Annotated in this window: 23 protein-coding genes; 18 read left to right on the forward strand and 5 right to left on the reverse strand. The window is 45.2% G+C overall.

Annotation, left to right across the window (positions count from 1 at the left end; translation table 11 throughout):
• Positions 1-217 precede the first annotated feature (217 nt).
• The 4 genes from cobM to RH949_RS27835 all read left to right on the forward strand — a co-directional run bounded on the left by cobM (position 218) and on the right by RH949_RS27835 (position 2,857).
• Positions 218-1,072 carry a precorrin-4 C(11)-methyltransferase gene (gene cobM / locus RH949_RS27820; RefSeq protein ID WP_446357752.1) on the forward strand — a complete coding sequence of 285 codons (855 nt, stop codon included), beginning with the start codon at positions 218-220 and terminating at the stop codon, positions 1,070-1,072.
• A gap of 233 nt (positions 1,073-1,305) precedes the next feature.
• Positions 1,306-1,698: a zf-TFIIB domain-containing protein gene (locus RH949_RS27825; protein ID WP_446357721.1), complete on the forward strand. Its 393-nt coding sequence runs from the start codon at positions 1,306-1,308 to the stop codon at positions 1,696-1,698.
• A gap of 250 nt (positions 1,699-1,948) precedes the next feature.
• A complete protein-coding gene (locus RH949_RS27830) occupies positions 1,949-2,431 on the forward strand; it encodes a flavin reductase family protein (protein ID WP_006104053.1) in 483 nt (160 codons plus the stop codon).
• 72 nt (positions 2,432-2,503) lie between these two features.
• Positions 2,504-2,857 carry a phenylpyruvate tautomerase MIF-related protein gene (locus RH949_RS27835; RefSeq protein ID WP_006103931.1) on the forward strand — a complete coding sequence of 118 codons (354 nt, stop codon included), beginning with the start codon at positions 2,504-2,506 and terminating at the stop codon, positions 2,855-2,857.
• Between the two features lie 129 nt (positions 2,858-2,986).
• Here RH949_RS27835 and RH949_RS27840 read toward each other — a convergent pair whose 3' ends face one another.
• Positions 2,987-4,588, reverse strand: coding sequence for a peptide ligase PGM1-related protein (locus RH949_RS27840; protein ID WP_446357723.1), 1,602 nt, complete (start codon positions 4,586-4,588; stop codon positions 2,987-2,989).
• A gap of 118 nt (positions 4,589-4,706) precedes the next feature.
• Between RH949_RS27840 and RH949_RS27845 the strand changes: the two genes are divergently transcribed.
• Positions 4,707-4,856, forward strand: a complete 150-nt coding sequence (locus RH949_RS27845; RefSeq protein WP_446357725.1) for a hypothetical protein — start codon at positions 4,707-4,709, stop codon at positions 4,854-4,856.
• Between the two features lie 422 nt (positions 4,857-5,278).
• On the opposite strand, the gene RH949_RS27850 is transcribed toward RH949_RS27845, so the two are convergent.
• The 4 genes from RH949_RS27850 to RH949_RS27865 all read right to left on the reverse strand — a co-directional run bounded on the left by RH949_RS27850 (position 5,279) and on the right by RH949_RS27865 (position 8,624).
• A complete protein-coding gene (locus tag RH949_RS27850; RefSeq protein WP_006104041.1) occupies positions 5,279-5,734 on the reverse strand; it encodes a hypothetical protein in 456 nt (151 codons plus the stop codon).
• A 520-nt stretch (positions 5,735-6,254) separates the two neighbouring features.
• On the reverse strand, positions 6,255-6,716 hold the full coding sequence (locus RH949_RS27855; protein WP_006103940.1) for a hypothetical protein: 462 nt from the start codon (positions 6,714-6,716) through the stop codon (positions 6,255-6,257).
• Positions 6,717-6,986: 270 nt separating this feature from the next.
• The gene (gene cas6 / locus RH949_RS27860; protein WP_446357728.1) at positions 6,987-8,111 is read right to left on the reverse strand and encodes a CRISPR-associated endoribonuclease Cas6; all 1,125 of its coding nucleotides are present in this window, start codon (positions 8,109-8,111) and stop codon (positions 6,987-6,989) included.
• 63 nt (positions 8,112-8,174) lie between these two features.
• A complete protein-coding gene (locus tag RH949_RS27865) occupies positions 8,175-8,624 on the reverse strand; it encodes an Imm30 family immunity protein (RefSeq protein WP_006104061.1) in 450 nt (149 codons plus the stop codon).
• A 1,693-nt stretch (positions 8,625-10,317) separates the two neighbouring features.
• Between RH949_RS27865 and crn3 the strand changes: the two genes are divergently transcribed.
• The 13 genes from crn3 to RH949_RS27930 all read left to right on the forward strand — a co-directional run bounded on the left by crn3 (position 10,318) and on the right by RH949_RS27930 (position 24,293).
• Positions 10,318-10,656, forward strand: a complete 339-nt coding sequence (crn3, locus tag RH949_RS27870; RefSeq protein ID WP_446357730.1) for a CRISPR-associated ring nuclease Crn3/Csx3 — start codon at positions 10,318-10,320, stop codon at positions 10,654-10,656.
• A gap of 477 nt (positions 10,657-11,133) precedes the next feature.
• Entirely contained in the window at positions 11,134-13,488 is a 2,355-nt protein-coding gene (gene cas10, locus RH949_RS27875) for a type III-B CRISPR-associated protein Cas10/Cmr2 (protein ID WP_446357732.1), read from the forward strand.
• A 199-nt stretch (positions 13,489-13,687) separates the two neighbouring features.
• On the forward strand, positions 13,688-14,425 hold the full coding sequence (locus tag RH949_RS27880; RefSeq protein ID WP_446357734.1) for an RAMP superfamily CRISPR-associated protein: 738 nt from the start codon (positions 13,688-13,690) through the stop codon (positions 14,423-14,425).
• Complete coding sequence (csx10, locus tag RH949_RS27885; RefSeq protein ID WP_446357736.1) at positions 14,422-15,651, forward strand: type III-D CRISPR-associated RAMP protein Csx10; 1,230 nt, start codon at positions 14,422-14,424, stop codon at positions 15,649-15,651. The genes RH949_RS27880 and csx10 overlap by 4 nt, the downstream gene beginning before the upstream one ends.
• Positions 15,648-16,064 carry a hypothetical protein gene (locus RH949_RS27890; RefSeq protein WP_446357738.1) on the forward strand — a complete coding sequence of 139 codons (417 nt, stop codon included), beginning with the start codon at positions 15,648-15,650 and terminating at the stop codon, positions 16,062-16,064. The genes csx10 and RH949_RS27890 overlap by 4 nt, the downstream gene beginning before the upstream one ends.
• Positions 16,065-16,125: 61 nt before the next feature.
• Positions 16,126-17,271 carry a putative CRISPR-associated protein gene (locus tag RH949_RS27895; protein ID WP_446357740.1) on the forward strand — a complete coding sequence of 382 codons (1,146 nt, stop codon included), beginning with the start codon at positions 16,126-16,128 and terminating at the stop codon, positions 17,269-17,271.
• Positions 17,272-17,324: 53 nt separating this feature from the next.
• Positions 17,325-17,894, forward strand: a complete 570-nt coding sequence (locus RH949_RS27900; RefSeq protein ID WP_446357742.1) for a Uma2 family endonuclease — start codon at positions 17,325-17,327, stop codon at positions 17,892-17,894.
• 210 nt (positions 17,895-18,104) lie between these two features.
• Positions 18,105-18,980: a type III CRISPR-associated RAMP protein Csx7 gene (gene csx7, locus RH949_RS27905; protein ID WP_446357754.1), complete on the forward strand. Its 876-nt coding sequence runs from the start codon at positions 18,105-18,107 to the stop codon at positions 18,978-18,980.
• Between the two features lie 379 nt (positions 18,981-19,359).
• Positions 19,360-19,980 (forward strand): hypothetical protein, encoded by a 621-nt coding sequence (locus tag RH949_RS27910; RefSeq protein ID WP_006104076.1) that lies wholly within the window; start codon positions 19,360-19,362, stop codon positions 19,978-19,980.
• 30 nt (positions 19,981-20,010) lie between these two features.
• Positions 20,011-20,976, forward strand: coding sequence for an RAMP superfamily CRISPR-associated protein (locus RH949_RS27915; protein ID WP_446357744.1), 966 nt, complete (start codon positions 20,011-20,013; stop codon positions 20,974-20,976).
• A 128-nt stretch (positions 20,977-21,104) separates the two neighbouring features.
• Positions 21,105-21,614 (forward strand): hypothetical protein, encoded by a 510-nt coding sequence (locus tag RH949_RS27920; protein WP_446357746.1) that lies wholly within the window; start codon positions 21,105-21,107, stop codon positions 21,612-21,614.
• Positions 21,611-22,636 (forward strand): RAMP superfamily CRISPR-associated protein, encoded by a 1,026-nt coding sequence (locus tag RH949_RS27925; protein ID WP_446357748.1) that lies wholly within the window; start codon positions 21,611-21,613, stop codon positions 22,634-22,636. Before RH949_RS27920 ends, RH949_RS27925 begins: the two co-directional genes overlap by 4 nt.
• Positions 22,637-23,675: 1,039 nt before the next feature.
• A complete protein-coding gene (locus RH949_RS27930) occupies positions 23,676-24,293 on the forward strand; it encodes a hypothetical protein (protein WP_446357750.1) in 618 nt (205 codons plus the stop codon).
• Positions 24,294-24,648: the final 355 nt, after the last annotated feature.

The following is a 24,648-nucleotide window of genomic DNA, read 5'->3' on the forward strand; positions in this document are numbered from 1 at the left end:
GAAAAGTCGCCTAAAAATAACAAAAGCCCCAGAGAAAAAATCTCTAGGACTGAACCAGGGTGCATCTACCATTTCTTTCTTCTTATCCCTATGAACCTAATCCGGAAAAGTCGCCTAAAAATAACAAAAGCCCCAGAGAAAAAATCTCTAGGACTGAACCAGGGTGCATCTACCATTTCTTTCTTCCTATCCCTATGAACCTAATCCGGAAATTTATATGTATCAAAGTTCTGACTCTACTCAACTTCAAAACCCTCTCCCTTCCCTAGCCCCAGCCGTCTACATTATTGGTGCTGGACCTGGAGATCCGGAGTTATTAACCGTTAAAGCGTTGAAAATGCTGCAAAAAGCAGATGTGATTTTATTTGCCGACTCCTTAGTGCCATCACAAATATTGCAGGAAACCCGTTCTGATGCAGAAATTATCCGAACTGGGAATAAAACCCTAGAAGACATCTTACCCCTGATGATTGAACGAGTGCGATCGCACAAATCCGTGGTTCGTTTGCATTCGGGTGATCTAAGTCTATACAGCGCCATTCACGAGCAAATGCAAGCCCTTACCGAGGCGGAAATTCCCTTTGAAGTCATTCCTGGTATTAGTGCTTACCAAGCAGCAGCCGCTAAACTAGGGGTTGAACTTACCGTGCCGGACGTGGTACAAACCATTATCCTGACACGCATTAGTGGTCGAGCCTCAGCCGTACCCGAGTCAGAAGAATTAGCCTCTCTAGCCGCCCATCAAGCCAGTCTTTGTCTGTATCTCAGCGCCCGTCATATAGACGCCGCCCAAGCCAAACTGATGCAACATTATCCAGCAAATACCCCGGTTGCTGTCTGTTTCCGGATTAGTTGGTCAGATGAAAAAATGTGGCTTGTCCCTCTAGAGCAAATGGCAGCACTCACTCACCAGGAAAATCTAATTCGGACAACACTTTATATTATTAGTCCCGCCTTAAAAACACCCTGGTCTTTACCAGAGACAATATCTAGCCAAGATACCAAAGTAGGAACACGTTCCCGCCTTTACCATCCAGAACACTCCCACCTCTTTCGCCGCGAGGGGAGATAGGGAAGTTGGGGGAGCTGGGGGAGCTAGGGAAGCTGGGGGAGCTGGGGAAGCTGGGGAAGCTGGGGAAGCTGGGGAAGACAGCCCTAACTTGACTAAACCCGCCCCAATAGGTTGGTAGGTTGGGTAGAGGGTAAGCAAAACCCAACAGGCTAACGATGGCGTTAAAATTCCTATCATTAACTCTGCGAGTATAGTATTGTATTGCCTGCCTGTTCCCTGTTCCCTAGTCAACTATGAAGCCAAGCGTCTGTCCTAAATGTGGTGCAAGCTTAGAGTCTATCACCCATGGTGGCATAGAAATCGATCGCTGCTGCAACTGCAAAGGAATTTGGTTTGATTCTCTGGAAGTTGAAAAACTCAAGCGGATTAAAGACTCCGAGAGTTTGGATATTGGAGATCCAGAAACGGGACATCAATTTGATCAAGTAGATGACGATGTGTATTGTCCTCGCTGTGGCGCGACGATGTTTCGCATGATTGATATTGATCGGTATAGTATCTGGTATGAAAAATGCCCCCAGTGTCACGGTGTCTGGTTAGATGCGGGTGAATTTAAGAAGTTTAAGCGGAATTTCTCACGGAAAAGGATTTTAGGTCGAGTTCGCAAAACCTGGCGTTCTCATTAGCTTGTCTGTTGTGGGAGGGTAATGTAGAGACGCGCCATGGCGCGTCTGAAAGCTGGGGAAGTTAATTTAACACTCACTCAGGGCGGGTTTAGTCACATCGGGGTCAAAAAGAAACGATAGTAGTAAAACCCGCCCCTACAAACCATGTTCCCTCGAAGGTCGTGAAGGGTCAACACTCTCCCCTGCACCCAAAACCCCTAACCTCTTGGTAAACTGAATGCCATATCTGTGCAACTAGGGAGAGGATGCCTTGCTAGACGAACAAGCGAAAAAAAAGATGCTGCGTAAGATTCCGCATGGTCTATATATCTGCGGCGTCAAAGACGGTGATAACTTAAACGGTTTCACTGTAAGTTGGCTGATGCAGTCTTCCTTTGAACCGCCACTGGTGGTTAATTGTATTAAGAGAGAGACAGGTTCTCACGAAATGCTGAAAAAAAATGGTGTGTTCAGCATCAGCTTCCTAGAACGTGGACAAAAAGACATGGCGGCGAAATTCTTTAAACCCCAAAGCCGGGTTGGGAATAAGTTCGAGGATGTGGAATTTTATGAAGGAGAAGCGACAGGCTGTCCGATCATTTCTGACTCCCTCGGTTACATCGAATGTAAAGTAGTCGATTCGGTGGAAAAGGGAGATCACAGTGTTTATGTGGGGGAAGTGATTGCCGCAGGTATTCACCGGGAAGGAGAACCGCTTTTACTCGAAAGCACCGGTTGGCAATATGGTGGCTAGAGACTGAACGCCAATTGTCCCATATCCCAAATGGTTCTAACTCAGTTCTAATGAAGTTGAAAAAACAAGCCTATGCCTCTGATTAAAGTTCAATCATCTGTCAGTAATCCAGAACCTACCCTAGTGGAAGGGTTGCTCAAAACCCTTTCCGGTAAACTAGCCCAGCATGTAGGGAAACCTGAATCCTATGTGATGACGGCATTTGAAGATGGTGTATCCATGACATTTGGCGGTACCGTTGAGCCAACCTGCTACATGGAAGTCAAAAATATTGGCACGATGAGTCCAGCCCAAACCCAGGCAATGAGTCAAGACTTTTGCCAGGTGATTAGTGAAAAGCTGGGTGTCCCGATTAAGCGAATTTATATTGAGTTCGCTGATGCCAAGGGTAGTATGTGGGGGTGGAACGGTACAACCTTTGGTTGAGGGGTTGGTTTTATCCTGATTAAGCCTTGGCTGTTTTCAGATGAACCCAAAGTAAGCCCCCCTTAAAAAGGGGGGTTTGGGGGGATCTCTACCGTGCTGTATTGGCACGCAAATCAAGCGGATTCGATATCACTTAGAGAACCAGGAAATGGGTTCACAGGGATAAGAAAACTGGTCATTATCAATCCCTGTGGTTTCGTGATCTAACACTTGCATCACCTGGTTATAAAATGCCTCCGCTTCGGGAGGGGAATCACCAATACAGGTTAATCCCAGTTTGCCAAACTCCGAGAGGGCGCCCATCAGATGAAACACATTCCCCGTCCGGGTACTGCTATCAAAATGTAGGCGATAATGGGTGATAATATCCATCAGATCATTAGGCATTAACCCTCGGTAATGATCCCGTTGTAAATTATCGGTAGCGATATAATATTTCTGGCGACCTTGCTGACTGTGAAATAAACCCGTTGAGGCGTCGTAATGACCATTGGTTAAATACCGCAGCGACATAAACGGATGGGTGGTTCCCCCTTTGCGTAAGTTAATTTCGATCGCCTGTAAATCCCAAACGTCTTCCCCCTTCTCCGGCTGGTGAACAGCAACAAAATCCACGCCATATCGTTCAATCGCACCTTTTTCTGCCAACGCTTCTCCCACTTTAATTCCCATCTGTTGTAAGGGTAAGCGATAGGCTGCATCGGCGGGAAATCGACATCCTAGATAAATCTGACCATCGGGACCCCCTAAAATTTGATCATGGGTGGAGAGTATCTTCACATCACCATTCGGGGTAATATACCCTTGCACACTAGGCGATCGCTTATTCTCTCCTTCAATAAATACCTCGACAATCACGCCTAACTCTGGGATGCGACTGGAAAATTGACTCCAGGTTTCATTCTTTGCCTGAAAGCCTAAATGTTCTAAGTCTTTGTGGATAGCTGCAACTCGTTGCTCATGCGATGCTTTCCCTGGTGCTGCGTCGGGGATTTTTCTCAAATCCAGGATGGCATTTCCTTCCCCCGAAAAGCCTTCATTGAGTTTAATCACCATCCGCTTTAAGTGGGGATGACGTTCCCACAACACAGCCGCCGCTTCTACCAACTCGTCCACCGTCCACAGCGTTTCGCAACCATCGGGATGGGGAACATCACTGAGTTTAAAAATTTCCCGACTCCCACTCTTGGTTCCCCAGTGGAGTAAATCGGGGTCAGGTGCGAGAAGGGGTAGACCCAGTTTTACTGATAATTCTCGCTCAAGCTGGGTGGAATTATAACAGACCATATACGACTTGTGGGGACGCAGCGCCTGACGAATTCGCGCCATTAAACGGGGACGTTCTAATATTTTTTGGCTGAGGGGTTTGAGTGAGGCGTCATAGGTGGAGAGGAGCATCAAACGCTCACGAGCGTGAGAAAAAGGGATGCCCGGTAAAAGTTGTAAGTAATAATCAATGACTATCGGCGATAGCGGAACCGCCGTCACATAAATGAGGCGGGTACGGGGATTGCGTAAGCGAATCAGGGAAAATAACAGGCGTTCCTCATAGTGCAGAAAACCGGGAATCTTCGCCAGTTCCCGCTGATCAACAGTAACAGACGGCACCACCAAGATGTCGCGATCGTCCTGGTCAAACAGATCAATACCAGACGAGCGATCGCGCAACTGACTCTGAAGCCGCCGAAACCGTTCTGCTTGTGTGGAGGAGGATGAATTCAATCCATGCATTGCCCCTGAACTGCCTAAATATTATACATAGCAATGGTAACGGTTACTTGGCACAACTGTGATAGTGTAAACGTTAATCTTTGAAAAGCAATCAACGTTTACTGGCGAAATATCAAGGATGACCCTCTATCCCCAAACTGAAGCGCTGGAAGGGCGCATCACTATTTTTAGTCGAGTCATCAGCATCATGTTTATGCTGTTTGGCATCGGTGCCGCCATTGCACAACTGGCTAAAATCTCTCCGTTTTTAGAATCCTATCCGGGCTAGACGTGGAATTTGAGTAATATCAGTGCCTTAATTTTAGGCATCCTCTTGTTCCTTTTGGGGAAAAGCCAAGGGATTAAAAGGCTGGTGTATTTTTCCCTGTTTTCCGGGCGAGAAACAATGAAGCGGTTTCTCTTAGTTTTCCCGATATTCGCCACGATTATTTTGCTACTGCTAAAATTTCGCCGAATCAGTAGCGAGCGAGACGCTCGCACTAAGCTGTCATGCATTTAAATTGGGTATTAGTAGCGAGCAAGATGCTCGCACTACAAGGATTACGCCATTATTGATATTAAGGTTTAAATGCCGAACAGCTTACTGGATTGACACAGCTAAAATTGGGGAATAAATTGGGTTCGTAGTAGGGGCTTTAGCCCCTAATTTATTAAGCTGCGGGAAAAGGGAGCAAGTCTTTGCGCCCCTACTTACTGGAAAATGCTTTTAATTATATCGGGAAGATGGCGATCGCCGGAAAAGAAATCGATGCCGACTAAGGATTTGAGTAAGTACGCGAATAGGAATAAACTGGCGCTTAGTAGCAGGTTTGCGCCTAACAGTAGGATAATCGCCGCGATGACATTGCCAACTTTAGCTACGCCTTTGGGGATGTAACGCCGGGGTTTTCTTCGCCTATCTTTACCTACTAATAACACGACATAGAAGCGGGTGACGATTAAATCGACTAAAAATCTTAAATCGACAATCTTGGGCGATGGCTTGGGAATTGCCTCATCTAACAGATTAAATATTGCCTGAAGCTGTTGGGTAGTGAAACTTGCCCGGAGTTCTGGCTCCATTTTGTCGATATAATATTGGGGCGTGCGATCGGCGTAGTTGGGGATTTTTGGCTGAGATTGTCCCGGTAAGGTTGAAGTTTTCACGTTTTTGTCTCCTTGATAAAGATTGAAGCCGAGAACTAAAGTTCTGGCTTAAAGCTTAAACCCGTTAAAACGGGTTCAAACGATTACCCGGTTTTTTAGCTTGAGGTTATCGGCGTAGTTGGGGGTTTTTGGCTGGGATTGTCCTGGTAAGGTTGAAGTTTTCACGTTATTTTCTCCTTGATAAAGATTGAAGCCGAGAACTAAAGTTCTGGCTTAAAGCTTAAACCCGTTAAAACGGGTTCAAACGATTACTCGTTTTTTTAGCTTGAGGTTTCGGAATGTTATTTCTTGGCGTTTGAGGTTGTAGGTTGGGTTTCGACTTCGCTCAACCCAACAGAATATAGGGCTAAAGCTTTTACTACAAGCCGGATATCCTGTAGGGTGGGCACTGCCCACCAGCATACCAGTCAGTGACATTTCTCTTCAGTCAGTATCATTCAGGTTAGGATATATTGAATCGCTGATATGAAAAGGTAGCCGTAATAATCATTTGGCTTTCTGCTTGTTGCTCGATCAACAATTAACGTATAACCATCATGTCCAAAATTCGACCGACGGCTAAGCCACTAAAAGCTAGGGTGACTAAAAACCAAAAGGCTTGAGTGTTTTTCAATCCGGTGGCTTGGATCGGTTGTTTGGCAAAGGCTACACCAAAGGCTAGAATTATGCCTAAAAGCCAGATCAAAAATAAGGCAATGACTAATAGTTGAAAATTGAAACGTAGGCTGGGGGGGTACGCCCTGGCTAGGGTGCCGATCCAGACAACACCAACTACCCAAGTTATGGCTAATGCGATCGCGCTTTTGCCTCGCCAAGCTAGGTGTACGGTGACGGCTTGGGTTCCTAGCCAAATTAGCGCCGGGGCTTGATAAAGGGATAATAACCAACCGGCTACGGTGTATCCGATGAGGAGACTGATTAGATGTAGCCCCAGTAGGGATTGTCCGTATTCGATTGTTGGTGTAGATAGTTTTTGCATCATTGGGGGAATCTCATGCTTTGTCTTTTGTCCTTCTTAGATTCAGGATTCCCGTTTTTTTGGCGAAACTCACAACATCGGAAATGTTTGGGCTGAAGGGGTGACAAGCTAAGTCAAAGGTAGGCAGGGTGTGGGGTGTGGGGGCGGAAGTGCAGAGTTCGTTTATCGGTGGGGAGGGCGGGTTTTGTTGTTCCATTATTGGTGGATATTTGAATTGAGTCCCTAAACCCGCCCCTACAATTGTCCCTAAACCCGCCCCTACACAAATACTTGTTATCTGTCATTGTTTAAGATGGCACGACGGGCTAATTTGGCGTAAGTTTTGACGGTTTGGTAAGGCATATCTAGATCATCTGCGATCGCGTTTAAGGATTCCCCCATCTCTCGTCGGGCTAATATAGTCGCCCAGGTTTCGGCGATGTCTTGCGCCCGATTTCCTCCTTGGCGCTGGCGTTGGGCGAGAAATTGTTGGGTTAATTCGCTGATGCGTTCGGCTAATAGGATTTCCATTGAGGGGAGGGCGGGGGTTTCGGGGGATAACCAGCCTAGGCGAGTTTGTCCCAAGCCAAAGGGGGTTTTGTGTCCGGTGCCGCAGTAGGGCGCAAATTGGGCTAAGGTATGGAATAATTGGCTAAATTCTGGGTGTTTGCTGGCACCTGAGTCCAGTCCTAACGCGATCGCACCTGTGAATCCGGTGACGACTCCTTTCTTTCCGGCTGCGACTTTCATCGATTCTAAACGGTGACGCTGAATCACTACATTTTCCTCTACCCAGTCTAAAAAGGCGGTTTGGTTAAAGGGGTGATCGGAAAAATCATTCCAGCGCCGCAAATAGCTGTGGAAGAGATTCGTGGGAACTGGTAAGGGGAAATGGTGTCCCTTGCGGCGAAAGCTGGTGGGGGTAAGGAAGCTGAGGCTTAGGGATTGGGGGTGGGTGGGGGTTGGGGTAGATAAGTGAGGATAGGTGGTTGGTGCTAAAGCGATGTGCCAACGGCTAATTTTGAGGACAGCACGGCGTAATTTAATCATATCTGGCAGGTGATCAACCCATTCGGCTAACCATTGGCTTAGGGGTTGGTAAAGGGCGGTGATGTACCAACGGTAGGTTGTATTGGGTTTGAGTTTGAGGGTTTTTCCAGAGGTGAGGAAATCTCCGTCTAAGCGGGAGAGGGTGAAGGGTTTCTCTGATTGACCATCATGGAGATAAGCGGAGAGTTCCGGGTTAGTTTGGCGAACTTGATCTAAGAACCAGGCGTGAAGTCCGACGGTGTATTGAGTATAGAGGGAGTCTGGGGCGTTGGTGGTTAATTCTAAGACAAGTCCGACTAATTCCGTATCCGCCGCCCAAGGATGGCGGGATGGAGGGGGTTGGGTTTGGCGGCGTTTGCGGGGTGCCATGATGGGGTGAATGCCGGATTTTTAAGGGGTTGCTCCTATATATATAGGGTAAACTGAGTTGTCTCAAACCTGTTTCATTAACTTCCCTGGCGAATTCAGCTCGGTTAAATGACGAGTAGCACTGTCTTCGAGCAATTGACGGATAAAGTTTGGATGTTGTGAGTTAATTGAATGTAACAACTCTCGATACAACCGACAAGCCGAATCATCATTCAAAATCCGAGTATGGATGATTCTCGCCCAATCTTGAGCCAACCCGATTAATTGAGGCGCCACAGTAATAAATGCTTGAAGCTGTTGCTGTAAATCAAAGGATTCTAGAAAATGAAGCAGACTAAACATGACCTCTGGCTGTTCACAGCGATCATCGAAAATGAGATGTAAAGTGGGTAAATCCTCGGTTTGAGGATGCTTTGCCAGTTCAGCTAATGCTGTTTCAAAGGCGATCACCTCTTGGCGCGATCGCATCAATTTATTAGCCTCTAAGACACGAATCCAATTGGTTTGTGACATCAGCTATTCTCTCCCTGATCAAAAATACCCTGCCAAGCTAACTTATTTAAGCTGGATAATATCCTGTAAGCTGCGTCTAATTTCTGGCGTATAAAGTCCCTGACGCCAATACATTGATCTATGGGCGGGTTTAGTCACATCGAGGTGCAACCGAAAAGATAGTAGTAAAACCCGCCCCTACAGAGGATTGGGTCGCCCTTTACTCAATCCCATTGTGGGAATAGGTTAGCGAACACCAAGAATCCGAATCGGATGAGTCTGTGTAGTTCTGTTTCCATCCCCTTTCGGGGAAGTGAGTTTGTCAAGCTACTGGGGAATTACTAAGAATAAAGTCTTAGTAGTTTCCATCCCCTTTCGGGGAAGTGAGTTTGTCAAGAGTTCGCTCAGGAAACCTTACAGAGAGCGGGTTTCAGACGCCAAATCTACACACCTTTTTTCCTTGTCAATTACTCAACGCTTATTGACAAAAATCTCCGGTTTTCATCGTCCAAAACCCTTACCTAGACTGCCATCGACACACCTCAACGGAAAAATGAGGGTTTTAGCGATCGCGTGACCTGTGTAGATAAGCTAATTTACCGTATTTTGCTATGCAGTTTTCTAGGTTCTGGCGTTAATTGTGGCATTATACCACTATTTTGACAATTCCTCAAGCGTTACTCAGCTTGTTATAACCTATAGGACATCTTATAAAGCGAAATAGAGCGAAGGCAGATCACCTTTAATACTCCTGTAGGGGCGACCCGCCTGCACAAATCAACAACTCTATTTATTCAATTAGATCGGGTCGCCCTTTACTCAATCCCATTGTGGGAATAGGTTAGCGAACACCAAGAATCCGAATCCGATGAGTCTGTGTAGTTCTGTTTCCATCCCCTCGCGGGGAAGTGAGTTTGTCAAGTTGGAGTGCGCTCTCCGCAATCGGAGCGTGGTTGCTACTACTGTTTCCATCCCCTCGCGGGGAAGTGAGTTTGTCAAGTTGAGTCAAAAGCAAAGCAGTTTTTTATGCTACGTAGAGAGTTTCCATCCCCTCGCGGGGAAGTGAGTTTGTCAAGCGTCGCGTCTGTTGACGGGATGAATGTCCTTCAGGAAGAGTTTCCATCCCCTCGCGGGGAAGTGAGTTTGTCAAGTTAGCAAAGTGCTTAGAGCAAGAAAACTACGAGTTTCCATCCCCTCGCGGGGAAGTGAGTTTGTCAAGGCTAATGATCTGGAAACGCAAGCCATGATACTTAAGTTTCCATCCCCTCGCGGGGAAGTGAGTTTGTCAAGGACCGTGTGCTGATCATAACCCCAGACGGAGTAAAGTTTCCATCCCCTCGCGGGGAAGTGAGTTTGTCAAGAGTTCGCTCAGGAAACCTTACAGAGAGCGGGTTTCAGACGCCAAATCTACACACCTTTTTTCATTGTCAATTACTCAGCGCTTATTGACAAAAATCTCCGGTTTTCATCGTCCAAAACCCTTACCTAGACTGCCATCGACACACCTCAACGGAAAAATGAGGGTTTTAGCGATCGCGTGACCTGTGTCGATGAGCTAATTTACCGTATTTCGCTATGCAGTTTTCTAGGTTCTGTCATTATCCGATAATCATACAAGCAAACCCCCTTAAATGGCAAACCTTCCTGTCATCGGAAAAGGGTCTTTCCCAGGGGGTGCTACATTAGCCTCGTACTCACTCCAACAGCAAAAACCATGAACGCGATTCAACTTCAGGTACTTCCCCATCAAACCCAAACCGGTTTACCCTATCAACACCTGCATTTCCAGATTGCCACAGAAGACGGCATTATTTCCCCCCCAGACATTAAAGGAATCAAACTACCAGAAGGAATACCCTTCAACCAAGGTATCGTCATCGAAGGAAAAGGTCCGATTTGGCTGTACAGTTACCTAGTTCACGAATGTCATCCCGCCGCCTGGGTGGGATGTTATGACCCCCGTTTAGGCGTTGTCGTGGTGGCGACTCACACTCACGATGTTTCCGTGGGTGAAGTATTTCCCGTGGAATTACCCGCCGCACTGTCTCGGTAATCCAGCCATCTAGCGAGGGAAATCATCCGGTATTGAGGCTCAAACATCCGCCCCAAGATCAAAGTGTGAAGGTTTTAACAAAACCTTCCGTGTTTCGCTAACCCTACCTAAATCAAGATACCATCTAGGGACTGCGCTCAACTTTTGTTCAAAGGACTGGCTGACAGCTATTGTCCATTAAAATAGACTTCAAACTGAATGTCACTGACTTAAGCCGAATGTTGCTGACTTAGGGCTGGTGGGCGATGCCCACCCTACAGTCTATCAAGGATTTCGGCGATCCCAAAAGGCTTATTTTAGTGCCATTGGGCTTAGGCGGAATGCTGCTGACTTGGACGCCAGGACATCAATTTCTTATCTTTAAGCTCAAGTAAACTAAAGATTACTAGAGACAATGCTTTGAACCCGTTTTAACGGGTTTTAGCTTTGAGCCTGAACTTTAGTTCAAGGCTATAGTTCTTAAACGCACGCTGAATCATGACTCATTCTCTCAACCCCCTAATCATTGGAATCGCCTGGTGTCTCGCTTGGGGCGAGGGGCGTGAACCCCAGTTTGATTTGAGTATCTTGCAGCAAATGCGAGAGGCGCTGCGTCAAGGGAAAGATGTTCCGGATACAGAAGCACTAAAGTGCTTACTACAAACGGTAGATCAAGGGAACAATGTTTCGGAGATAGACGCACTAAAGTGCTTACTACAAACAGAAGGGCTAGACTTTCCTCAGACGTTGGCGGAATTACAGCAATTAACTGAACAGTATCCGACACTGTGGACATCTAAAATTGGTTTAGTCTACGGCGGTGCAACCAAGATTAAAGGCTATGTGTTTGAATCAGCCAAACTGCCTGACATTCGTGGCGCGTCTGCCTTACTTGACCGAATTAACTTAATTGATATCCCGGCATTTTTTAATCGCGATCCTGCCTCTAATCTCTACAGAATCCAATGTCAAGAGGTCAGAAACTGGCTGGATCAAGAGTTTCCCTATTCCCCCAATCTCTCCACCGCCTTAATTCCGGAACTGATTATTTATTCCACAGGTGGAAATATTCTGGCGTTTTGTCCGGCGGCGTTTGTTGATGATTTAGCCAATGCCATTGAAAAACGCTATACCCACGAAACCTTAGTCGCCAATTCCTGTGCTGTCGGAGATACCTTTCGACTGCTGGAACTTCGCTTTGGGTTGCTTAAGGATTCGATTCAAGATACGTTTTGGCTGGAACAGTATCGTCAATATCCTAAACATCACCTGGTTCAAGCCTATTTTGGGAATCTAGATAAAACACCGAATCAACCTTGTATTTCAGCTCCATCTTCTCTGGAAGACGCCTTTGAAAACCGCAAAAGTTTTAATGAACTGACCACCAAATTAAGCCTACATTTCCATCAACGCCGCAGTGGTAATTCCGATGGGAATCGTCCCAGTCGCCGCTACCCACCCATGTTTGAAACTCATCCCTATTTGCTCCGCGATGAGAGTGAACGACGTTCGGCGACTAGCCTGATTCACCCCCCAGACTTGCCCAGAGAGTCCCTATTTTCCGACGTTTCAGCCCGCAAGCGAGTTGTGGGCGATCGGGCGAAAACGGGGATTTCTGACCCTCCGACTTGGTATAAAAGGACAGATTTAGACTGGAATCGCGGTATCATTTCCGGATGGGTGGATAAGTTTGAAGCCTTTTTGAAAAACAATCCGGAACACTATGCCACCTATTGTGCTGGGTCTAATTTAGATAGGGTAAAAATTTCCCAATCGCTGACAGATTTAAGCCGTGTTAGTAATGGATTTGTTGCCTATATTTATGCCGATGGTAATAATATGGGCGGCTTTATCCAAAAGATTCGTACTGCGACAATGTATCAAGGGTTTAGTCAAGATGTTGCCCAAGCTACAGAGTATGCCGTCTATCAAGCTTTAGCGTACAATCTTCATCCTAAAGAAATCCGAGATATCAATGACGCCGAATCCAGATTGGCGGAAGGGGATTTGATTCATCCCTTTGAAATTATTACCATTGGCGGCGACGATATTTTATTAATTGTACCCGCCAGTCAGGGGTTAGCGATCGCGAAGATGATTGGTGAGCAGTTTGAGAAGATTTTGCTCAAGCAGGTGAAACTGGCAGATGTGGAGATTAAGGGGGATTATCAGATTCAATCATCACCAAAGCCCATTGATCCGAGTCAATTTCATCGCTATTCACCGGAAACTGCTGCTTCGGCGCATTGTCAGTTGAGTACTTCGATTGGTGTATTGATTACGGCGTATAATACTCCTATTTACTATGCCAATCGATTAGTTGAGCAGTTGCTTAAGTCGGCGAAAAAACGGGCTAAAAGGTTAAGAGAGTTGGGATACTGTGGGGGTACAGTTGATTTTTTTGTGATGAAAGGGGTAACGATGATTTCCTCGAATATTGAGGAATTTCGGAATCAGGCGTTAACAAAAGATAGAAGTCCAAAATTAAAGTTATATGCAGCACCTTATACGTTTCACGAATTAGGGGGGTTGCTGGTGGCGGCTCAGGCTTTGAAAGAGTCGGAGTTTCCTAAATCACAGATATACCAAATTCGCAGTTTGCTCGAACGCGGGAAACAGACAGCTATTTTAAATTACCGTTATTTTCGCGTTCGGCTGAAACGAGAGCAACAAGTTTTATTGAAGGAAAAGCTGGAAGAGGCGTGGTGTGCGGCGAAGACGAATTCGGGGAATATTGCGCCGTGGATGTTTGATAAGAAGGAGACATTTTATGAGACGATTTGGCAAGAACTTGTGGATATTTATCCGTTTATTGAGGTGAAGGAGGAAGAATCGGTAAGGATTATGGGATAATTTTTTTAACGCAGAGAACGCAGAGGATAGCGCGGAGGTTCGCAGAGCTTTTTTTTACGATATGTGGCGCAATGAAGGGAGGGGAGTTTTGAGGTATAGCGCGTCTGTAGGGGCGGGTTTTACGACTATCTTTTTGGTTGTACCCAAATGTGACTAAACCCGCCCTGATTTTGTCGGTTTATCATTAAGGATGTATGGGATGGTTTATTTACGGCAATTGTCCAATTCAATCGAAACTCTACCTCTATTAACGGCTATTATTGATACAGCGTTATCGGTTGGTGCTGGCGGTTCATCGGGTAGCTTGGCAGATAAGCCAATTGTGCGTGATGCTGAAGCCAATTTGTTGATTCCGGCGTCTCAAATTAAGGGACGTTTGCGTCACGAATGTGAAAAGATAGCGAGAGGGTTAGGATGGGCAATTTGTGAATCACCGAACCCTGAACGGATGTGTCCTCAACGAGTGGGTGTGTCGGGGAATTTTGTCCGGGAAGACTATGAATTGATAGATACTCTTACCGGAAATCCCCTGTATCATTGCTTGATTTGTCAGATGTTTGGCAATCCTAGTTTACCGTCACGGGCAATTTTTGATGATTTGATTTGTACGGAAGAACCGGAGAATTTACCGGAGGTTTTGCGCCCAGGAGTCACGATTAATCGCCGCCGTCACACCGCCGAAGATCAAAAACTTTATTTTATAGAAACGTCTCCGGCTAATGCACAACTCCACTTTGAAGGGAGGATTTATTTACAGTCTCCGGTAAAGCCTGATTTGCCCGATTACGCTAAGGTATTAATTTGGGCGGGATTAAAGCATATTCATGCATTAGGTGGGGGTAAATCAGCGGGGTTGGGATGGCTGCATTGGCAACTTCCACCACTACAAGTGGATGAAGCCGTTTGGACATTTTTGGCAAAGGGAGGGGAAAAATGAAACACATTCGACTGGAGATTAAGGCGTTATCCCCTCTCGCCATTGGTTCTCAGAAACCGGGGGGTTCGGTGAGTGAAGTCCAAAATTATATTCCGGGAAGCGTGATTCGAGGCGCTATTGCGACTCATATTCTCAAACTATCGGGTCAGCTCTCAACCAATTTAGCCGAAAATGGGGGTGATTTTCAAGCCTTATTTTTGAGCGATACGTCAGCCATTTTCCACAATGCTTATCCGATAACTCCAGCAATTGTCAATCGAGTGGAGAGGGTGCAAGTCTTACCCGCAACGGCGGTTAGTTCTAAGACTGAGGATGGGTTTAAGACGCAGCGCGGAAATGGGGTTTTTGATACATTAATTGACCACTTTTGTGCGGAAGAGTATGGTCAACTTTATGATCCAGTTTGCCCAACAGATGGGGGGCGAGTGGAACCGTTTACGGGTTTTTATAGCCATATCGCTAATAGGTATTACCGTGAGATGGTGAGTAAACGTCTGTTGACACGGGTAGGAATTAATCGGCGACGCGCTACCGCTGAAGAACAGATTCTCTATAGTCTAGAAGTTCTCAATGAATCCCAGCATAAAACACGCCAACCGAGTCTTTATCTGGGGGCAATTTTGGTGGGCGACGCTTTGGCGAATGATTTATGCCAATTTATTAATGATCACCGAGAAGAATTTCGCTTAGGCGGTTCGGCTTCGCGGGGATTGGGGAAAGTAGAGATGAAGGCAAAGATAGTCGAGATAAAGTCCGATATTGAGACGCGAATTGAGTTATTTAATCAGCAGATTAAGGCGCGGTGGCGAGACTGGGGGATTTTTGGTCAGCCGCATCAGGAATTGTCCCAGGATAGAACTTATTTTACTCTAGATTTACAGTCGGATGCTATTTTAACGGAGCAATGGCAACGTACTATGGTTGTTTCTAGAGATATGTTGGCTCAGTTTACGAGTATTGTGGACTCATCTTTACAATTTCACGTTTCCTATAGCAGCTATGACTATTGTTCTGGCTGGAATACGGCGTGGGGATTGATGAAAGATATGGCGTTAATTACTCAGAAAGGGGCGGTATATCTGTTCAGCACGATGCAAAAAGAGGTGTGGCTTAAGGCTTTGGCTGAGTTGGAAGAAACAGGCGTTGGTGAACGGACAGCGGAAGGGTTTGGTCAAGTGCAAATTTGTAATCCATTTCACCTTATATTTCAGGAGAATCCGGTATGATAGAAATCAGTGAGTCTCAAAAAGAACTGAAAGTCCAACAAGGTATTCGTAAGGCGGAAGATCGACTGGTGATGGCGATTGAAAGGGCACTGAATGACCGCAGTTCCTACGGGGATTTAGAAGAGTCTCAATTCCGAAATTTAGTCCGAGTGGCTGATACGACGGAGAGTGCAGAAGTGATCAAGAATTTTATCCGATATCAAGTGGGACGCGATCGCAAGTGGGGGCGGGGTAAAAATGCGTTGGCGGCTAAAATTATTCATGATATTGATGATATGATTAAAGGGGAAGCTCAAGCAATTGCAAAAAATGCTAAGGTTGAACCCTTTCAACCCATTTGGCTGGAATTAATTCGGCGCTATTTAGGGTATGGTGTTCGCCATCTCACCTATCTCCGTAAAGGTGAATTATAGACGGTAGGGGCACCATCCTTGCGCCCTGCAATATTGACTGAATTATCGGGAGTTAAGTTTTATGCCTAGATTAGTAATTTCTACAGTTGGCACCAGTATACTAACGAATCAACTCAATTTAGTTTATGAAGCAGATAGGCTAGAACGGTTACAAGAGACAGCGAATTACTCGGCATCAGAACTCTCTGAAGATGTTGATGTAATTATTCAAGATTTGACCCAGCAAACCAAAGATAAACTTTATCTTGATCCTGAGGAAAACGTTATTAATCCTGATAGTGAAGAGGTTAAACAAGCTAGTGCTGAACTGAATGGCATTTATGGATTATATGAAGAAGATTTGAGCCAAGGACAAGAAGATATTCACTGGTTAATTACGACGCATACGGCACAAGGTCAGGTTTCAGCCGAGATTGTCCGAGACTTCTTAATAGATAATCAACTTACCGCGTATATTTATACGCCGCCTGAGTTATCAACAGCGAGTACAGAAAAATTTTCTAATGGGATTTATGCGTTACTCAAATGGATTTACGAGATGATTCCGCGTTACTATGGATATCAGATTTGTTTTAATCTGGTTGGTGGTTTCAAAGCCTTACAAGGATATGCCACGACGATTGGTATGTTTTATGCTCATGAAATAATTTATATTTTTGAAGGCTCAAATGAATTGATTAAAATTCCCAGGCTACCTATTGAAATTAAGAAGTCTGAAGTAGAACCATACAAAGTTCTACTAGCAATGATGGACAGTGGAGAATTATTAACATCTTGGGAAGAAACTAAAAAAGTTCCTTTAGAGTGGGTTTTAGTTGTTGAATCAGAGATGACTTTATCAACTTGGGGACAATTAATTTGGAATCAGTGTAAAGACCATTTTCTTTCTCAAGATAAACCCCTAAAATTTCCCAAAATTGAATATACACACAGTTTTCTAGATGACTATAAAAGTAAACCATCAAAGGAAAAAGTGATTTTACAAGAGAAGTTAGCTAGAGCAGCTTGCCTGCTGAATAATCATACAGATGGTATCAGCGCCATGAAGCAAGATGGTATTTTTCGGCTCCGTCGATACCAAGGCAAACATAAAGATATTGATCATTTCGATCTCCCCGAAGCTCGGCGTGTAAGTTGCCTCGCCAAGGAGGGTCAGTTATACCTGCGTCATTATGGAGAGCATGATTATGTTAATGATAACCCCTGATATTATGATCTTTATCAGGTTATCAAAACTTTTGGATTCAAACTCAAATGACTATGACATCAACCCTTGCATCTCAGACCAAACTTTCTCTAGACAATTTTTTACAATTGCCAGAAACAGAACCCGCGAGTGAGTATATTAATGGTCAAATCTACCAAAAACCAATGCCGAAAGGAAAACACAGCGCTATCCAAACGTTTTTAGCTCCAGCTATTAATCAAGTCGCTATTCCTAATAAAATAGCGCGGGCGTTTACTGAGTTGCGCTGTACTTTTGGGGGGCGTTCCTTAGTTCCAGATATAACTGTCTTTTCCTGGGAACGTATCCCAGTTGATGAGAATGGGGAAATTGAGAATACTTTTGAAATTGCACCAGACTGGACAATTGAAATATTGTCTCCGGAACAAAGTTCAACTCGTGTGATTGATAATATTCTATTTTGTCTGAATCATGGTACAAAACTTGGCTGGTTTATTGATCCGCAGGAGCGCTCAATTCTTATTTTTAAACCGGGAGAACAGCCTGAAATTAAGCAAAATCAAGAGAGTTTGTCTGTGCTTAGTTCTTTGGGCGATTTGCGGTTATCGGTTCAAGATGTGTTTAGCTGGTTGAGTCTGAGTTAGTCAGGGTTTGAGTTTTTACGGTATGTGGCGTAACGATTATGTAAGGGCGGGTTTCACTATTATCTTTTCGGTTGTATCCGGATGTGACTAAACCCGCCCAGACGCAGGTTTCTAGATTTCTTGTGAAAAGTTAGAGTCATGGGTTGGTGGTGGGGAGGCGAAGGTTTAGGGCGCTAAAGCGCAACTACGAACGAATTGGGAGATAATATGATGTTTGATTGTTTTAAGAATCGTTTGGAAATTAGCGGGAAGTTGACGACGGTAACGGCACTAAGAATTAGTGCAGGACGTTCTACGGAACCGATTGGTTCGGATTTACCAGTGATTAAAGATGCGTTGGGTAAACCGTTGATACCGGGTGCTAGTTTTAAGGGGGCTTTGCGATCGCGCTTGGAATGTTTCCTCCGTGGTATCCTGGGCGGGGAGCGGACTTTGGTGGCTAATCCGGCGGTGGAGGAGGAGTGGTCAATTACGGCTCAGGAAATGAGGCAATTGAAAGATCAATATACCACGGATACGGCGCTGACTGAGGCTATTTTAAGTCAGACTGATTTAATTTCTATTCTATTTGGTTCACCTTGGCTGGCGAGTAAGTTCCAAGTTCGAGATTTAACTGTATTACCTGATTATTGGTTTGGTCAATATCAAGAACGGGATGGGGTGGCGATTGATAGAGATACGGAAACGGCGGCTGATGGGAAATTATATGATTTCCAAGTGGTTCCAGCCGGAACTCCGTTTGCGTTTAAGGCGGTGGTGGAAAATGCGGAGGATTGGGAGTTGGGGTTGTTGATGATTGGGTTACATCAGTTTGAGACGGAACAAATTCCACTGGGGGGAGGGCGTTCGCGGGGTTTGGGTGTGGTTAAATTGGAGGTTGAGCGGATGGATTGGTTTGATGCTAGGGATGAAAATAATCGGGATAAGATTGATGCGGGTAAGTTGCTGAATTATCTTAAGAAAATGGTTAATAATGAGGGTTCAGCTTATGAGGATGGTCAAGGGTATAAGGATCAGTGGGTACAGTCTTTGATTAGTTATCTGGAGAATCGTAAAAATCAGACGGCTGAGGTAAATACGAGGTGATGATGTATCAATTTCTTGTCGGGGCGGGTTTAGGGATTGAATTTGGCGGGTTACGGATAATTGAATCACAAAACCTGCTTTTGTTTGTAGTAAGCACTTTAGTGCTATAACACCTACTTGGAGAGGGCTAAAGTCCCCTCACTACAAAACAAACCTATTCTAGCATTTTAGCTGTGTCAGAACCGCCCTTGCTCAACGGTGCGTTAGCGGAGCGTAACGCACCCTACGTATGAATTAAAATTGGGGTGGGGAAGGCGAAGGTTTAGGGCGCTAAAGCGCAACTACGAACGGCACCCTACGTATGAATTACAATTGGGGTGGGTGATGTGACGTTTAGGGCGCTAAAGCGCAACTACGAACGAAATGATGTGAGGTGATTATGTCATTTAGCAAGTACACAAGTATTGCGGATGTTATCCAGGAGTTTCAGATTACTTATACGGAAGCTAGTTTTATTGTTGAATCTCCTTTTGATATTCCGGATTATTTCCGGGAAGATCTCCAGATGGTTATGGAGGAAGGGGTGGTGAATAATTCTGAGTTTGCTATTTGTGAGAATCTTATTTATCCGGTGCTGAAACAGGTCTGGAAATGTTATTCGAGGAAGTTTATTTTATGGAGTCATGAATCCCTGAATTACGATGAGACGCTTTCGGGATTTCCGGAGTATATTTTAGCGAAACGCTCTCCTCTGGGAAAGGTGGTTTTTGACCAACCCTATTTTTTACTGGTTGAGGCAAAACAAGATAAGTTTAAGGAAGGGTGGGGTCAGTGTGCAGCCGAAATGGTGGCGGCTCAACGTCTAAATCAACATCCTCAGATTACTGTCTTTGGTATTGTGTCTAATGGGCAAGTCTGGCAGTTTGGCAAGCTAGAAGGCAATGTATTTACCAAACATACGACTCCATACATTATTGAAAATCTTGATCAACTATTTGCCGTCGTTAACTCGATTTTTCAACACTGTGAAGCCCAACTCGATACGTTAGTCGCGGCTTAAAGGATAGGTAGTTTAAGATCAATTGAGATTATGCACAAACGATTGGTTAATCAATGTACGATTGATTTTAGTTTAATTCCCTGTGGACCGATTCTGATTAAGTCAGGGCGAGAAGGGGCTGATCCGACGAAGCCGGATATGGAATTTGTGGAAACTTATCATGGGGGAGGGCGTTCGGTTTATTTACCGGGAAGTTCTCTAAAAGGGGCAATTCGCGCCCATGGGGAACGAATTGTAAGAACGGTGGGACGGGATAATCGGAATTCTGATAATCCGAATAGCCTCTGGGCAAATGATCCGTTAAATGATAATTATGACTATCTGAAAGATAAGTCATCTTCTGAACTCTATAAGTTATCCTCGTTTACGGATCAGATGTTTGGGAATACGTCAATTGCCAGTCGGATTAGAATTGAGGATGCTTATCCGGTTGACTCTCAATCGGTGAAACTGGAAGAACGAAATGGGGTGGCGATTGACCGTGTGTTTGGTTCTACTGTACCCGGCGCACTATTTAATTATCAAGTTTGTACGGCGGGAGAGTTTCGCACTAAACTCCATCTGAAAAACTTCTCGTTAGCCCAATTGGGATTAATTGGCTTAGTGTTGCGGGATTTAGATGAGGGGTGGTTTGGTTTGGGCTTTGCTAAGTCTCGCGGATTGGGAATTGTGGAGGTGAAATTAAACCAGGCGGTTGTTCAATATCCGGGTTGTGTTGTTGAAAATCAACGGATTCGGAGTCTGGGCGGTGGCGGTGAATGGCAAGATAATCAACTTTTGGGGGCTGGGGTGTTTCTGGCGGAAGCGGAACGAGAACGGTATGGTTTTCCGGCTAATGATATGCAAGATACTCCTGTGCGAGCGGAATCAATGGCGCTGGGGTTTGGGGTACAGTTAAAATGGCGAGGAAAGGAACAAGTTGAGGATTTATTTATGCGGGCGGTTCGGGCTTGGTGTCAGAGAGTGGAAGCCGACTCTTCACCCTATGTGGCGTAACGTGAGTGTGAATTGTGTAGGGGCGGGTTTCACTACTATCTTTTCGGTTGCAACCATAAGTAACTAAACCCGCCCCGACTCAGGTTTCTAGACTTCCCGTGAAGAGTCACAGTAGAAGGAGTTGCAGCATGAATCCTTTTGTTGGTGTTTGTCAAGATTTGCTTACTGAGACGGAGTTAAGAGAATTAGTGGAACAGCTAGCCACGGCGCCGAGTTATTATTTTCTGCGCTGGAGTCATCAAGTGAGTGGAATTGTGGACGAATTACCGGATAATTTCCCTTCTCCTGAAGGACAGATGTTTAATTGCGATCGCGAATTGCGCTGGAAATGCCAAAATGACCGTTATAGCGTCCTTGTGTTGTCGAATACGGGTGAGGTTCCGGGGTTTAAATCGATTATTGATGATCCAGAATATGCCAGTGAATCTGAGGATAAATCCTATTGGAAAACCGAACAACGCCCTGCTTATGGGTATCCTAAAAATGAAACCCGATTTCCGCGATCGCTTATTTATCCACAGAGTCTGGATGTGAGTAATAGTGTCTCGAATCAGCCGAAATTAGCCCAGCGTTATTTTATCGCTCAACCCACCGCAACGGTGCATTTTGTTGCTTTAACTGTGGAGTTGCCAAGATGAGTTATAATAAACCCCGTCCCCGTCCGCAGCTATCCCAAAGTATTGCCCAGAAACCCTATCATCTGATTCCTTTACCGAAACAGAAGCCGCAATTACAACCGCCTAAAGGACAAGATCAATATTATCGCGCTCGCGTTCATGGACGGTTACAGTTAAAGTTAACGGTGCAAACCGGATTACACGTTTCTACGGGTGTTGTCGCCTTGGGAACGGATGTGGGACAAAAGTCGATTCCCTTGATTAAAACCATGATTCAGGGAAGCGCAGGACAGTTAATTATTCCGGGGAGTTCTCTTAAGGGTGTGGTACGGTCTACCTATGAAGCAATTACCCGCAGCTGTTTGTGTAAAACGAGGGCAAAATCCAATCAAATCCCCCCAGGCTATCAGGAATGTCGCGACAAAACCCAACTCTGTCCGGCTTGTCGGGTATTTGGGGCGCTGAATTGGCAAGGGTTAATTCAGTTTAGGGATGCTGAGTGTGAATCCACGGAATTTCGTCCTGGATTTATACCCTCTCTCTATCAGCCTCGTCCTCGTGAATATCCGGGTTATTTTAAGCAAGGAAAGGTGGCGGGACGTAAGTTTTATTATCACACGATTCGGGCAGTTGATAAAGGACAACAGCAGGGAATATCGGTACAACAAGCGGTGAAAACTTTTGGGTTTACCACATCATTACCCTATCGAAATTTAACCCAAGGGGAACTGGGAACCCTACTGATTGTACTGGGACAAGATACACAACACGCGATCGCCCTGAAAGTGGGTGGCGGTAAACCGATTGGGATGGGGACAATGACGGTTGAGGTAACGAGTATAGAACCTGTGGATAATATACGCGATCGCTATTTATCTTACCGAAGCCAATCCCAACCCCTGACGGGAAAACCTTTGCAACAGTTGATCCAACAGGCGATTCAGGCGGCGCATCGAGAATTGGTGCAATCTCAGTCATTGCAGGAGTTAGTCAAGGTGTTGGGATATCCGACACAGAGAGAACCGCCGGAGGGAATGTATTAGTGAAATTGGGCGCAGGTCTTTCATCCGTGTCAACTTAAGCTAAACCCCTCACCCCCAGCCCCTCTCCCACGCCGGGGAGAGGGGAGTAAGAGAATGAATAGCCAGCCAAATTATGATCAATAAATGCGATCGCTTTCAATCTAATATGCAATAAATATTTGTAGGGGCGACCCGCTTGCATTAATTAACAACGGTAGTCTACTCAATTGACTCAGATCGCCCGTTCCTCCTTATTTGCCAATCCGGGGACGGAAACACCTGGCAAATTCCGCGCATCCAGCCCACCCGAAAATTAAGAAAGCGATCGCGCTACCGGAAATCCTCCAATTCTACCGCTTCATGGCTTTTGTTTCCACCAACAGAAGGTGCGATCGATCGCACGACAACCCCATCCCACCAAGGGCGCTAAATTGTTTGGCTTAAGGGCAAGTTTCCGGTATGATTGAATATCAACAGCAGAACCTCGACAACTGCATAAAATATAGCAATCCTAAATAGGATGCAACAAGTAGACGGCTTGAAATCAAGGTATAGCAAGGGTTTCAGTTTTGAAAATTGCCACAATCAATTTAGGATTGCTATAGTACGGCAATTCAGCTTATCTACACACCTCGTCCAATGGCTGAAACCCTCATTTTTCCGTTGAGGTGTGTCGATAGCCCTCTAGGTAAGGGTTTTGGGCGATGGAATCTGGATTTATTTGTCAATAAGCGTTGGTTAATTGACAAATAAAAAAGGTGTGTCGATTGGGCGGACTTCGGCGTGAGCGCTCAGTCGAACGCTGAAACCCAGTCCCCGTAAGGCTTACTGAGCGAACTCTTTCCAAACACACTTCCCCGCAAGGGGATGGAAACCATATATGTCTCCAACTTTCCAGAAACATTTCTGGCCTTGCTTTCCAAACACACTTCCCCGCAAGGGGATGGAAACACTACATCCATGGTGAAGTTTATATTCTGAGTTGGATCTTTCCAAACACACTTCCCCGCAAGGGTACGGAAACTTAGTAGAGATCTATCAGACAAAGAATTGAATCTCTATGTTAATAACAGAAGACTTAACCGAACTCCAGTGGCAAATTGCCCATGCGATCGCGCAAACCCTAGTTAAAGCGGACACAGATGTGAATGAACTAGGAAAAGCGATCGCCTATCTTCGCAATTACGCCAACCAAGACGGAACCAAATTGTTTGATTATCTCAAAACCTTGGTCAGAAATGGCAGACAAATTGGACATAGTAAGCGAACATCTGACTATTACCAAGCGATTGACCATGCTTGTAACCAATACCTAAAAGCCTATCAAGATAATCCCCCAGTCATGTTACATATTTTAGGCTGGTCTTATCGGCTAATGCGCTATTACCAAAACACTGGATCTGTTGGCGAAATTAGCGCCCCCGTTGTCGAGTCAGCGCGTCAAGCTGAAATTGCAGAGGTGGTTAGCACTCATGATTTTCAGGTGGGTCAAGTCTTAGACGCCACGGTTACAGGCGTTAAGGGAAATAAGGTAACATACACGATTTTGGAAACGATTAAATTAACGGAAAAAGAGCCAAAAAAGGCGAAATCGCTCTCTGAAGGGCAAACGGTCAAAGTTGAGGTTGTGTCTCTCAAGGAAGATGGAAGTCTCAAAAAGGTTAAATGCGTTGGGTAAAAGAACGTTATTGGTGGTCATTGAGATTGCTCTGAGATTATGATAGAAGGTAATGCCCACAGATTAAGCGGGTATTTTGTAAACTTGAATACTTTACCGAGTCACAATAGATGTATGCATAGGCTCAAACATTCGTACTTACCTGAATCAACTCTTCAAACTTCACCTAGAAGGTCTGAATCAACTGTTCAATCATCAACTAGAGAGTATTTTGTAAGCTGTCATGCATTTAAATTGGGTATTAGTAGCGAGCAAGATGCTTGATGTAGCGAGCAAGATGCAAAGCCTGCGGCATGGCTTCGCTTAACGCACTACGGCAAGGATTGCGCCATTATTGATATTAAGGTTTAAATGC

It is taken from the genome of Coleofasciculus sp. A1-SPW-01 (assembly GCF_040217205.1).
In the GTDB taxonomy this organism is placed as follows: Bacteria; Cyanobacteriota; Cyanobacteriia; order Cyanobacteriales; family Coleofasciculaceae; genus Coleofasciculus; species Coleofasciculus chthonoplastes_A.